General features: G+C 43.4%; 13 protein-coding genes. 9 read left to right on the forward strand and 4 right to left on the reverse strand.

Features of this window, described 5'->3' with window-relative positions:
- Nucleotides 1–28: 28 nt before the first annotated feature.
- Nucleotides 29–1,351: an MFS transporter gene (locus C0638_RS16100; RefSeq protein ID WP_058710252.1), complete on the reverse strand. Its 1,323-nt coding sequence runs from the start codon at nucleotides 1,349–1,351 to the stop codon at nucleotides 29–31.
- A gap of 14 nt (nucleotides 1,352–1,365) precedes the next feature.
- On the reverse strand, nucleotides 1,366–2,124 hold the full coding sequence (aiiA, locus tag C0638_RS16105) for a quorum-quenching N-acyl homoserine lactonase AiiA (RefSeq protein ID WP_040103271.1): 759 nt from the start codon (nucleotides 2,122–2,124) through the stop codon (nucleotides 1,366–1,368).
- 208 nt (nucleotides 2,125–2,332) lie between these two features.
- On the opposite strand from aiiA, the gene C0638_RS16110 reads away from it, so the two are divergent.
- The 3 genes from C0638_RS16110 to C0638_RS16120 all read left to right on the forward strand — a co-directional run bounded on the left by C0638_RS16110 (nucleotide 2,333) and on the right by C0638_RS16120 (nucleotide 3,672).
- Nucleotides 2,333–2,536 (forward strand): hypothetical protein, encoded by a 204-nt coding sequence (locus C0638_RS16110; RefSeq protein WP_040103860.1) that lies wholly within the window; start codon nucleotides 2,333–2,335, stop codon nucleotides 2,534–2,536.
- Between the two features lie 144 nt (nucleotides 2,537–2,680).
- Nucleotides 2,681–3,046: a hypothetical protein gene (locus C0638_RS16115; protein ID WP_225683670.1), complete on the forward strand. Its 366-nt coding sequence runs from the start codon at nucleotides 2,681–2,683 to the stop codon at nucleotides 3,044–3,046.
- 254 nt (nucleotides 3,047–3,300) lie between these two features.
- Nucleotides 3,301–3,672, forward strand: a complete 372-nt coding sequence (locus C0638_RS16120) for a hypothetical protein (RefSeq protein WP_040103272.1) — start codon at nucleotides 3,301–3,303, stop codon at nucleotides 3,670–3,672.
- Between the two features lie 108 nt (nucleotides 3,673–3,780).
- Here C0638_RS16120 and sigK read toward each other — a convergent pair whose 3' ends face one another.
- Nucleotides 3,781–4,482, reverse strand: coding sequence for an RNA polymerase sporulation sigma factor SigK (gene sigK, locus C0638_RS16125; protein WP_013372224.1), 702 nt, complete (start codon nucleotides 4,480–4,482; stop codon nucleotides 3,781–3,783).
- Nucleotides 4,483–4,868: 386 nt separating this feature from the next.
- Between sigK and C0638_RS16130 the strand changes: the two genes are divergently transcribed.
- Nucleotides 4,869–5,330: a 2-thiouracil desulfurase family protein gene (locus C0638_RS16130; protein WP_102163626.1), complete on the forward strand. Its 462-nt coding sequence runs from the start codon at nucleotides 4,869–4,871 to the stop codon at nucleotides 5,328–5,330.
- A gap of 104 nt (nucleotides 5,331–5,434) precedes the next feature.
- On the opposite strand, the gene C0638_RS16135 is transcribed toward C0638_RS16130, so the two are convergent.
- Nucleotides 5,435–6,184 (reverse strand): YdcF family protein, encoded by a 750-nt coding sequence (locus C0638_RS16135; RefSeq protein ID WP_102163628.1) that lies wholly within the window; start codon nucleotides 6,182–6,184, stop codon nucleotides 5,435–5,437.
- 147 nt (nucleotides 6,185–6,331) lie between these two features.
- On the opposite strand from C0638_RS16135, the gene C0638_RS16140 reads away from it, so the two are divergent.
- The 5 genes from C0638_RS16140 (at nucleotide 6,332) to C0638_RS16160 (ending at nucleotide 11,953) form a co-directional block, all read left to right on the forward strand.
- Entirely contained in the window at nucleotides 6,332–7,219 is an 888-nt protein-coding gene (locus C0638_RS16140; RefSeq protein ID WP_102163630.1) for a DMT family transporter, read from the forward strand.
- A gap of 165 nt (nucleotides 7,220–7,384) precedes the next feature.
- Nucleotides 7,385–8,161 (forward strand): NAD-dependent epimerase/dehydratase family protein, encoded by a 777-nt coding sequence (locus tag C0638_RS16145; protein ID WP_102163633.1) that lies wholly within the window; start codon nucleotides 7,385–7,387, stop codon nucleotides 8,159–8,161.
- Nucleotides 8,162–8,394: 233 nt separating this feature from the next.
- Complete coding sequence (locus C0638_RS16150) at nucleotides 8,395–9,387, forward strand: ABC transporter permease (protein WP_040103275.1); 993 nt, start codon at nucleotides 8,395–8,397, stop codon at nucleotides 9,385–9,387.
- A gap of 18 nt (nucleotides 9,388–9,405) precedes the next feature.
- Nucleotides 9,406–10,299: a carbohydrate ABC transporter permease gene (locus tag C0638_RS16155; RefSeq protein ID WP_013372217.1), complete on the forward strand. Its 894-nt coding sequence runs from the start codon at nucleotides 9,406–9,408 to the stop codon at nucleotides 10,297–10,299.
- Nucleotides 10,300–10,411: 112 nt separating this feature from the next.
- Complete coding sequence (locus C0638_RS16160) at nucleotides 10,412–11,953, forward strand: extracellular solute-binding protein (protein ID WP_025675178.1); 1,542 nt, start codon at nucleotides 10,412–10,414, stop codon at nucleotides 11,951–11,953.
- Nucleotides 11,954–12,016 lie beyond the last annotated feature (63 nt).

Genomic DNA, 12,016 nt, shown 5'->3' on the forward strand with positions numbered 1-12,016 from the left:
CTTTCGGACATGTCGTAAGTCTACCAAACTAATTACCATAGCTTCCGCTAGGATTTGCTTTTCTTGCGAATAAGTATGTCAGGATTGCCAACAGGGAAATGGTAAAATAAACAACAAAAAAAGGCATCTTTAGATCAATCAGTCGGCCGACCAGCGCAGGGCCGAATGCTCCGCCTAGGAGATAGGCCAGTGTGAAAATACCCATCCCCACACCCAGCTCAGCCGAACGGAGTGTCGTCGAAACTAAATTGCTGCTAGAGGTGAGGACACCGTTGAATCCAATCATAAGGATAATGATCAATAAAGCGTCGATCCATGGCGGCAAATGTACGGATACCCCCAGTAGTATAAATCCGCTGACGACGAGACTTTGCGATATGACAAGCACGCGGGAGCTTCCGAAACGATCTGTCCAACCTCCGATCCGGGATCCGAGCAAGGCTGCACAGACGGCACCGGGAAGCATCAGCAGACCGATTTTACTAGTTGGTAAATGAAAGGAATTCTTCATCATGACAGGAAGAGTAAAGGTTAACCCCGTGTTGCATACGAAGGTAAGGAATCCAATCCCTAGAATTCGTCGGTAAGGAGCATTTTTCATGAAAGATGCATCGATAAATGGATGTTCTTTTTTCTGAATATGAGTACCGAACCATAGAAGAACTGCTGCTCCTGCAATGAGCATAAACCAATAGTTCGTAACCCCTAGCAACACCAACGCCAGTCCCGCGGAGAACAAAACAGCTCCGAGAAAATCGAATGAACCGCGGTCGTGTTTCTTGTCAGGAACATACTTGAATATCAAAGGGATAACAAATAGGCTCAGACTGGACACGATGAACAAAGCACGCCAACCAAAGTATTGCTCCACGAAACCGCCGAACACAGGCCCGAAGCCGGAAGCAAAGGCAATCGTGGCGGATAAGGTTCCCAGCACCCGTCCCTTGACTGTAGGCTTAAAATACAGGGTTACTGCCGCATAAGACAGGGGAGAGATGGATGAGGCCCCTGCTGCCTGCAGCAGTCTTCCAATGATAACTTGCAAGTATGAAGCTGCAAAAAAGCCGATCATAGAGCCGAAAGCTAAAAGGATTAAACCAATGACATACAGCTGGCGAAAGGAAAAGGACTCCGTTAACTTGCCGTAAGTACCAGCGCCGATAGCCATCAAAATGCTGTAACCGACCATAACCCAGCTCACCTGCGAGGAGGTCAGGGCAAAGTCAGCGGAAATCGAAGGTATAGACAAATTAAACATGGTCATATTGATGTTTCCGAAAATAATGAGCAAGCAAAGTGTCCCCATTAATTTCCGCTCATTGCCGGATAAAGCCATTGATTGAGTATCCATAGCCTGTTCCTCCATTACAGGAAGTCAGGAAAGGTGCGGCATTTTTGCGCCTGATCTCTATCGTGTCCCAAGAAAACATAGGACGGCCGAACATCCTGAATTAACTCCTGCATGCGAGTAATCGATTTGGCAGCCATCTCTTGATCGAATGTCAAGAACGGTACGCTATTCTCGAAGTTCTCCCGAGTATAAGCAACATCAATTGTCAGTAGCACTGGACCCGACTTTTCCGTTGTGACAAGGACTGATTGATGGCCAGGGGAATGACCCGGAGTGAATAAAATTTGAACCCCCGGAATCAATTCATGGTCACCCTCAATGATTTGATATTGTAAATCGGGCAGCCTGCACTCTAATGGAGAGTAATCCTCATTGTTTATGGCCGCATCATACTCTGCCCTTTGAATAAGGATCGGCGTGTTGCGGAAATGCCCGTTTCCCCCAGAATGATCCAAGTGTAAATGGGAGCTAATGACCATTTGAATATCGTCAGGTCGATAACCGACACGCTTTAACACATTTACGATCGAGTCGCCGTCAGACATGTTGGGGACGACGCGCCCTTCACGTCTAGTCCCCTTGTAGTAATCGGGATTGTTGATAAAAGCGTCGGGCATTCCCGTATCGATGAGTATCGGCCCGCTGGTCGTTTCCAATAGAAAAGACCACACAGGCATTCCGACTAATTTCCCGGGGGCAAGGGTTCGATTAACTGCCGATTGATCTAGGAAACATTCACCTACAGGTAAAAAATACAACTTTTCAATATACATCCCAGTTTCACCCTTCATATTATAAATTCGGACAATTTGTCCGTTTTGTTTTGATTATATCGGACAAATTGTCCGATGTCAATTTGTCATCGGCGGTTGGGCTTCGGCAAAAGCCTTACACCTGCAACAAGTAAAGATTGATTGAATAACTGCTACGGGCTGTGAAGTCGATCAGTTGGACTTAATTAATAAGGAAAGGATGAGTTTTATGAAACTAAGCCTAAGTCGAAAAGCTAATCTTGAAGGTATGCTGATAGGAGATCAAGTTACAATTGGAGGGCCGGCGGTAGAGGAGAACATCCGGTTTGAAGTATGGAGAAATGAATCGGGATTTGAAATTAAGGTTTTTGATCGATTGGAGAAGTGGCTAGCCTGCAGCCGGGTGCAGGTCGATATGTATGCCAATAATTGAGGACTTAAAAAGGGGGATTTTTTATATGTATACCAATACCTGGAAAGATTCTTTCGAAACCTGAGACACAGATATGATATCTTTTTGAATGCCGAAAAGAAGCCTGACCGTCTCATAATGCTCAAGTACCTGGTGGACGAGCTCATGGACAATAAGATAGATATTCATCTATATCATTTTGGTATGTATCTGCTCTACCCTTACGCATCCCGGAAGCAAGAAGAAGATGCAGAGGCAGTTGGCAAAAAGCGATCTGAGTCGATTAGTCATCTGCCACGATTTGAATTGAAAAGCAACGATGAATTTGTATCTGAAGTGTGGTCCGATTTAATCTTACGACGGTACCCCGAAGTAGGAGAGGAAATTGTGACAGTGCCCTCTTTTAGTCAGCTTAGAATACTATTTACAGCGGATAACTTCGGAATCACACTGGTTATTATTTCTAATTTGCTAAATATGTTGTTGTATATGATCTATATGAAACTCTCAATGAATGTATTCCTTAATTAAAAAAGGCATAATCATAAATGAGTGGCCAAACATTATAATAGCAACCAGTTATTTCATGAACTATACTAGCAATGGACGGGATAAGAACCTACGTAATTAAAAAATTCAAACGATATAGGAGGAAATAAGAAAAGGGTGCTATTTTCGGGTCTTTAACAAGCTCATTCTCAAGGCTAGGCTAATTTATATCGAAAAAGATTGAGAGAAACAATATAAATAACTATTTTAGGTGCGAGAAGGAGAATGTATGGAATATGAAAATATACTCTTATTATTTAGCAGATGGCGTATTCCCTTTGGATTGGGAAGTTTGTTTTAATACTGTTGAGGAATACAAAACCAAATTATTTGAGAAGTATACCGCTTCCCAAGAGTCCAATGATTTTGTAATAGGTGGATTTCATGTGCTTACCGATAAAATAGATGCAATTCTGAATTATGCTTTAGAGGATTTTCAAAAAGAATTTCCTCATAATTATGAGTTGCGTTGTCCCGCAATGATCTTCCCGTTGCCAAGAGGCGATGAGAGTAATGGTGCTGAGTTCGCTATTATTTTAAAACGAGATGAGGATGGAGATACGATAGTCTATTCCCCACTTCCATTGTCATATTTAGAAAAAAGTTAGTACTTATTTAAGAAAAAAGGAAAACAAATTGAAATTCAAATCATGAAAAAAGGCCCTGTATAGGGCCTCCAAATAGTCAAAAGTTCTAGGTAGGTATCTGTTTATTCATTATCCCTTCTGCTTGTAAAATTCATGGTATAACTTCATCAACGCACGCTTTTCAATTCGTGATACATACGAGCGAGAAATTCCCAGTTCTCGTGCAATTTCCCGCTGTGTTCGTTCTTCTCCTCCGGCTTCCAGGCCGAATCGGCCAATTACCACTTCTTTTTCACGTTCATCTAAAATATCCAGATTGCGATAGATTTTGCTCTTCTCGATTTTGAGCTGTACCTTATCTACAATATCGTCCGCCTCGGAACCGAGGATATCAATTAAAGTAATCTCGTTGCCTTCCTTGTCAGTCCCAATAGGATCGTGGAGAGATACGTCTTTGCGTGTCTTTTTCAGGGATCTTAAATGCATCAGGATTTCATTTTCTATACAACGGGCTGCAAATGTTGCCAGTTTTGTTCCTTTTCCGGTCTGAAAGCTTTCAATAGCTTTGATCAGTCCAATGGTGCCGATGGATATAAGATCCTCCAAATCTTCGCCGGTGTTGTCAAATTTTTTCACAATATGGGCCACCAGCCTTAGGTTATGTTCAATAAGTGTATTACGGGAATGTGCGTTGCCTTCGGCAAACAGCTTTAGGTGTCGAGCTTCCTCTTTCTCAGTCAATGGCTGCGGAAAGGCGTTGTTTTTCACGTAGGAAACGAGTAGCGTCAATTCCTTGATGAACAGAGCGATAGCACTAAATAGTCCGGGCACGGATGACACCTCCTGAGGTAGTTGCAAACTTACGACCTTTGTTACTTACCAGGCTTGCGGTCTGTTTATTGTATGTAGGCAGGTGCCCATCCGTGCCTGTACTCCGAAAACTGCTTCGTAACAAATTGCCGGATATCTTTCTTGAGCAGCATTAATACATAATTCAAAACGTCAGGAGCATTATCAATATGCAGGATCATGAGTGTGTCATCAATTGCACGACATCCTTATCTAAGGAAAGATTTCACTTGGTTTATTGGATGCCCGCAGAAGCAACAACCGTTAGAGAGAGAACAGCAAGTCTACATTTTGAACGATGACTCTACAAGAAAATTTGTTTATACTTTAATTACTTAATATGAAAGCAATGGATATGAGGTGAACTAATGATTCTGGTAAGTTCATGTTTGGCAGGCATGAAGGTGCGATATAACGGGACGGATAGCCTGGATGTACATATTCAGAAGTTGGTAGAGGAAAAAAAGGCAATGACGATCTGCCCTGAGCTACTTGGGGGCTTTATGACGCCGAGAGAGCCTGCTGAGATTGTTGGAGGGACAGGGGAGGATGTGCTGAGTGGCACAGCTAAGGTGATCGAGTTTTCAGGCAATGATGTCAGTGATATGTACATTAGAGGTGCGTACGATGCTCTGCATATAGCCAGAGAGGTTAACGCGTCACTTATTGTTTTAAAAGAAAATAGTCCGTCCTGTGGGTCGGCAGCGATCTATAATGGGGCATTCGAAAACCGTAAAATCGCAGGCAACGGGGTAACCTCGGCTTTGTTAAAAAGGGAAGGCTTTAAAGTTATTTCAGAAGAACAAATATCGGAAATTTTCTTGCATTAGAATATGTAATGGTAGATCAAGCGTCTTGATCGCTTACTAGCTTATAAACTGTGGGCGCAAGACGCTTGTTTGTGCTGTGTCCGTTTTACACCTGTGTATCAACATTATTTAAGCTTTAATGCCAAAATTCCTAAATATTCTTTGAGGGCTGTCCCGGTTGTAGATATGGCCCCAGCAGACGGTGAGAGCTTGGCAGCATACAGTGACAATTTTTCACTTGCCAGATAGTCGGTTGGATAAGCTGTCGTTTGCATACCTGCGCGCTGAAATTCCAGTGCAGCACGTGGCATATGGAATGCGGAGGTCACCAGAATAGGTTTTGTGAGCTGGTGCTGTTTTAGGATTTTGGAGGTATATACGGCATTTTGCTGTGTATTCAAGGAACGATTTTCGATGAAGATATCCTTTGCCGGAATACCGAGTCCTAATAGCTGCCTCTGCGCAATATTCGCTTCATTACCACTGTCTCCAAACACTTGTCCACCGGAAAAAAGGATAGGTAAACCTGTTGCTTCATGCAGTCTAGCTGCAGTGAGCAGTCGGTTGGCCGCAGACCCTAGCAGATTACCTTGTCCATTGATGTCGGGAGTTCCCTCTGTAGCTCCGCCCCCAAGTACGACAATAACATCCCCTTGAACAGTAAGGGGCTGTGGGTACTGCTTTTCTAGGCTACGAATTAACACATCTCCAGCCAAATTGGTCGATGAAATATACAGCAGCAATGTGACAAGGAGCAGTACAATCGCAGGTTTACGCGCCTGTTTCCATAGCCAGATTACAAGTCCTGCCATCACGAGGATAAACAAACCGGGAGGAAGCACGAAGCTGTATAGAAATTTGATGAAATAAATCAAGTGCTGATAACCTCCTATCCTTATAAGTTCTATCTATTGGATACATTGTAACATAGGCAATTGACTGGATTCCTCTGTTGATAAAGTTGTCTTGTAGGCGTAATATATAAAATCTAGTGATTTTTTTCATAGAGGAGCGAGAGCATCATGGGAGAGTTAACGACAGCCAAGCGGATATTGATGATCGCGCTACTGGTTGTATTGTGGGGCATTTCTTGGCCCATCTATAAAGTTGCATTGGAATACACGCCGCCCCTTTTGTTTGCAGGGCTACGCACATTGTTGGGTGGTCTGCTATTGGGAGCGATTTTAGCACCGAGATGGAATCGTATTCGCTGGAAAGAAAATTGGCGAGTGTATGCTATTTCAGGTATTTTTAACGTAGTCCTGTTTTATGGTTTGCAAACAGTGGGTCTGATGTATGTTCCATCTGGCTTGTTCTCTGTGCTGGTATATCTTCAGCCGGTGCTGGTCGGCATTTTTGCATGGATGTGGCTGGGAGAATCAATGTCCAAACTCAAGGTGATTGGATTGATCATTGGCTTTCTAGGTGTGGCAGCTGTCAGTGTCGGAGGGTTTTCAGGACATGTGGCTATCGCAGGTGTAATTATCGCCATTATTACAGCAGTGAGCTGGGCATTGGGAACCGTATATGTGAAAAAGGTCAACCAGCGTGTGGATTCGTTGTGGCTGGTCGCATTTCAATGTACACTTGGAGGCATCGTGTTAACAGGAGCTGGATCGGTTACGGAAAGCTGGTCGGACATCGTGTGGAATGTTCCGTATGTGTCAGGGCTGGTATTCGGAACTGTGCTGGGAATTTCACTATCCTGGCTGCTGTATTTCACGCTGGTCAATTCGGGGGATGTCAGTAAGGTCGCTTCCTATACGTTTTTGGTGCCTGTGATTTCAGTATTTGTCAGTTCTATGCTGCTTCACGAATCGATTACGGCTTTTCTGCTAATCGGTCTGGTATTAATCGGCTTTAGCATTTATCTGGTTAATCGCAGAGTGAGGGTAGTGCGGCAAGCTTGAAATTAATATCTTAAAAAAGCAACAAGTAAGGACTCTGCTCAGGTAGCAGGGTCTTTTTTTATAGGTGACAGAATGCAGTGAATGACGGTACAAGGTTCCCTCTCTAGGTAGTTGGTTAAGCTATGGATGACGGCACACTGTCAAAGAAGAAGGGAGATGCGGACGATGGCACGGAAATTGTTGATTACAGGAGCGGCGGGCACAATTGGAAAAGTACTCTATGAAGGGCTAAAAGCGGAAGGGCAATATGAAATAACCGCCGCTGATGTGAAGAGGGATGAAGAAGCAGGGATTATCGAACTGGATATACATGATGCTGCAAGATTGGCTGAGCTTACACACGGAGTGGATACGGTACTACATTTTGCATGGATTAAGGATGAAGGGGACTTCCTCGGCAAAGTGCTGTCTGGCAATGTAAGCGGAGCTTATAAGCTGTATGAAGCTGCGGTTAAAAATGGGGTAAAACGCATTATTTTTGCTAGTTCCAATCATGCCACGGGGTTTTATAGAGTAGGCGAAACCATAGATGTAGAAGATCCCTACCGACCAGATAGTTTTTATGGATTGAGTAAGTGCTACATTGAACTGCTAGGACGGCTATATGCCGATCAGGGCAAAATATCTTCAATTAATATCCGCATCGGTAATTTTCCTGGGGATGATCGACCGCATTCGGAGCGCGCTGCTCATATTTGGATCTCTGAGCGCGATATGATCCATCTGACCGTCTGCTGTATCGAGGCCCCTTCAGAGATGAATTATCTTAATTTGTATGGGACATCAGCCAATACGGATAATTATTATGATATTGGCTACTTGGAAGAACGAATCGGATATAAGCCGCAGGATAATGCTGCTGAGTTGCTGGAGCAGGCCAAGAAAACTGGATTTCATGTGAAACAAGATGAAACCACTTTTCAGGGTGGACAAAAGGAATAGAGCAGATTGTCCAAATGTGCTTTATAATAGGCTTAAGGCGTCGATCAGGCGCCTCTTATTACACAAAACTTCACAAATATCCGAATTGTTCACTCCTCTAGACACTCCTTTGTTCATGAAGCATGAGAGGCTTCACTTTTCATTTTGAATGCGCTTACATACTATATAGTTATACGGCGGCGATGCTACAAACCTTGCAGTCGGTAATGTATATAGAGGGGGAGTGACTCACATTGAATCAGCCTATGCCCAAAAATTCTGCACTGCTTACGACGGATTCCCGCTTGAACGGTAGGCTGGGAACAGGTAGGAAACACGGTTTCTTCTATGAACTGATCCGCAATCGAGTATTATTTCTGATGTTGTTGCCCACTTTAATCTTTTTCTTCATAAATTCATACATTCCTATGGTCGGCATCTATTATGCATTTACCCAGTTCGACTTCAATACCAGCCTTTTTGAGGCCCAGTTCGTCGGACTCCAGAATTTTCGCTTTCTATGGCAATCCGGCACGCTGACAAAATTGACATTGAATACGGTTGGATACAACGCGGCTTTTATCTTACTCGGCAACGTGTTAGCGATTGTCCTTGCCATTTTACTGAATGAGTTGCGAGGTCGCTACTTTAAAAAGATCACTCAATCTGTGATGTTTCTGCCATATTTTGTTTCCTTCGTTATTCTAAGTGTCATCGTGTATAACATATTTAATTATGATAATGGTTTTCTGAACACGCTGCTGCTGCAATTCGGCGGTGAACGCGTGGATGTGTATAACAAACCATGGGTGTGGATTTTCTTGATTATCCTGTTCTATTTGTGGAAAAATCTCGGCTACAGTATGGTAATCTACCTAGCAGCGATTACAGGGATCAGTGACGAATATTATGAGGCAGCTAAAATAGACGGAGCTAACATTTTTCAACGAATCTGGTACATTACCGTTCCTATGCTCAAGTCAACATTCGTTGTGCTGTTGTTATTTGCGCTGGGTAGTATTATGAAAGGACAATTTGATCTATTCTATCAGTTAATTGGTAATAACGGAGTGCTGTACAATACGACAGATATTTTGGACACTTATGTGTATCGTTCCTTGAAAGTGACTTTTGATGTGGGTATGGCTTCGGCGGCAGGCGTGTACCAATCCTTGTTCGGATTTGTACTGATCATGACCGTGAACTATATCATCCGCAAGCTGAACGACGAATATGCCTTATTCTAGAAAGGAGGACCGAAACGGATGGCGATCAAAGAGGATGTATACACTCGGATTTTTAAAGTCATTTCTTATGTGGTTATCATTGTGGCATCCATTGCTTGTTTACTCCCGTTCCTACTTATTATCTCGGCTTCACTAACCAGTAATGAATCGATTATCAGGGATGGTTATCACTTTATTCCACAGCAATTCTCGCTGGAAGGATACCGGACGGTGTTCACCTTTCCTGAAGAGGTGTTAAGGGCGTACGGGGTGACGATTTTTACCACGGTTGTAGGCACGACGCTGGGCCTGTTCCTGATGACGATGGCCGGATATGTGCTGGCGCGTAAAGATTTTAAATACCGCAATGCGTTTTCATTCTATATTTACTTTACGACGTTGTTTGGAGGCGGATTGGTACCTTGGTACATTATGCTGACGAAGTATTTAGGGCTGCTAGATACGTATACGGTGCTTATTTTTCCGGGATTGATGACTCCATTTCTGATTATTTTGATGAAAAATTTCATTCGTTCCTCCATGCCGGAAGAGCTGTTCGAGTCTGCTAAAATTGATGGTGCGGGTGATTTTAAAATTTATTATCGAATTGTACTGCCTTTATCTACACCGGGTATTGCCACTGTGGGGCTGTTTCTGGCCTTGGCTTACTGGAATGACTGGTTCTCATCCTCACTCTTTATTAATGACCCGCACAAATACCAGTTGCAATATTATCTGTATAATGTAATTAACTCCATGCAATTTATTGCTCAAATGGGTGCAGGTACCGGCGTGTCCCTTTCCAACGATATGCCGACAGAGTCGACCAAAATGGCAATGGCGATCGTGGTTACGGGTCCCATTTTACTACTGTATCCGTTCATTCAGCGTTACTTTGTCAAGGGATTGACCATTGGTGCGGTAAAAGGATAAAGCGGTACTATAGAGCTGCGATGGCATGACGTGCTGACGGCGTGCCATCCAAGCAGCACTTTTTTGTAAGCGTTTTATTAAAACAGACTACCATTTCAAAGGGAGGATTCACATGACATTCACAAAGAAAAGAAAACAACGCATGTCCATCCTGATTGCAGTAATGGTCATTATGGCGCTCTTAGCTGGATGTGGAGGCGGTAGCGGAAACAGCGCACAAAAAGCAAATGGAGAGGATGATAAATCCCAAAAAGTACAGCTGCAATTTTATATGTTGGGTGATGCTCCTAAGGATCTGCCTACCATTGAGGCAGAGATCAATAAGTTGGCAGAAAAAGATCTGAATGCCACCGTCAAATTTAACTATACGACGTGGACCGACTGGGATCAAAAATATAAGCTGTTATTGTCTTCGGGTCAGCCTATCGACCTGATCTTCACTGCAGATTGGACGCAGTATCAGGCCTATGCCAAGAAGGGCGCATTCCTACCGTTAGACGATCTGCTGCCTAAGGCCGCACCTGCCTTGCAAAAATTTGTACCTCAGGATATGTGGGATGGGGTTAAAATCGGAGGCAAAATTTATACTGTACCTGGCACGTATAAAGAATATGTCACAAACGGTTTTGTATGGCGTGAGGATTTACGCGAAAAGTACAATTTGCCTAAACCGACCGATATCAAAAGTTACGAGGCTTATATGGATGGGATACGTCAGCATGAGCCAAATATGAAAACCGTATCTCTGAACAGCGATATCAAGGGAAATCTGCATGATCGATATACCGAATTAGTAACAAAGAGTGTGGGTGCTTTGCCTTATGGCATTGGTATCAAATATGAAAAACCAACAGAGGTATATAAGTATTGGGGCTCAGATGAACAAAAAGAAGAGCTGAATACTTACAAACGCTGGGCTGATAAAGGATTCATTCCTAAAAACGTATTAAACGTAAAAGATACGCTTCAGGATCAAGTCACTTCTGGTAAAGCAGCGAGTATTTTCGGCGACAATCCAACCCGCTTTAATGACATGGTCATTAAGCTCAAAGCATCCCACCCGGACTGGAAGCTTGAGTACTATCCATTCCCGCTGACAACGGGTTATGCAACTCCGGTGCATCCGATTCATAATGGCTTTGCAATTCCAAAAAGCAGCCCGAACCCAGCCCGCGCATTGGCCTTTTATGAGAAGCTGGTGACAGACAAACGCTATAACCTGCTTACGCAATATGGTATCGAAGGCAAAAACTACGAAGTCAAAGATGGTTACTATCAAATGATAGGTAGCGGTAGTACGAATGGATTTTCACGGGAAGGTATGAACAGCTGGGCTTGGCGTAACCCGGAATACATGTTATTTGATTCAGGTTTTGACCGTGTGAAGAAGATTTTTGCTGAGCTGGATAAAATCCAGAAGCCTGACCTGTTTACCGGCTTTGCAGAGGATTATACGACCTACCAAGCAGAAAAAGCAGCGTTGGAACAGGTTGAGAAGCAATACCTGTACCCGCTCCAAGCTGGACTGATCGACAACGTTGATCAAGGTCTTGAGACCTTCATGCAAAAGGCGAACCAAGCTGGCTTAGAGAAAATTCAAACCGAATATACAAAACAATGGAAAGCCTATGTGAAGGAGAAGGGGATCAAGTAAAACATAAGAGCAGTGATACAAAGCAGAAAAGCAAGTCTCCAGAAAATTGGAGGCTTGCTTTTT

It is taken from the genome of Paenibacillus sp. lzh-N1 (assembly GCF_002872435.1).
Lineage (GTDB): Bacteria > Bacillota > Bacilli > Paenibacillales > Paenibacillaceae > Paenibacillus > Paenibacillus polymyxa_C.

Bases quoted from the DNA above. Each gene is read 5' to 3' on its own strand.
- C0638_RS16100 (WP_058710252.1), bottom strand. From the start codon at position 1,351: ATGGATACTCAATCAATGGCTTTATCCGGCAATGAGCGGAAATTAATG.
- aiiA (WP_040103271.1), bottom strand. From the start codon at position 2,124: ATGTATATTGAAAAGTTGTATTTTTTACCTGTAGGTGAATGTTTCCTA.
- C0638_RS16110 (WP_040103860.1), top strand. From the start codon at position 2,333: ATGAAACTAAGCCTAAGTCGAAAAGCTAATCTTGAAGGTATGCTGATA.
- C0638_RS16115 (WP_225683670.1), top strand. From the start codon at position 2,681: ATGGACAATAAGATAGATATTCATCTATATCATTTTGGTATGTATCTG.
- C0638_RS16120 (WP_040103272.1), top strand. From the start codon at position 3,301: ATGAAAATATACTCTTATTATTTAGCAGATGGCGTATTCCCTTTGGAT.
- C0638_RS16130 (WP_102163626.1), top strand. From the start codon at position 4,869: ATGATTCTGGTAAGTTCATGTTTGGCAGGCATGAAGGTGCGATATAAC.
- C0638_RS16140 (WP_102163630.1), top strand. From the start codon at position 6,332: ATGGGAGAGTTAACGACAGCCAAGCGGATATTGATGATCGCGCTACTG.
- C0638_RS16145 (WP_102163633.1), top strand. From the start codon at position 7,385: ATGGCACGGAAATTGTTGATTACAGGAGCGGCGGGCACAATTGGAAAA.
- C0638_RS16155 (WP_013372217.1), top strand. From the start codon at position 9,406: ATGGCGATCAAAGAGGATGTATACACTCGGATTTTTAAAGTCATTTCT.
- C0638_RS16160 (WP_025675178.1), top strand. From the start codon at position 10,412: ATGACATTCACAAAGAAAAGAAAACAACGCATGTCCATCCTGATTGCA.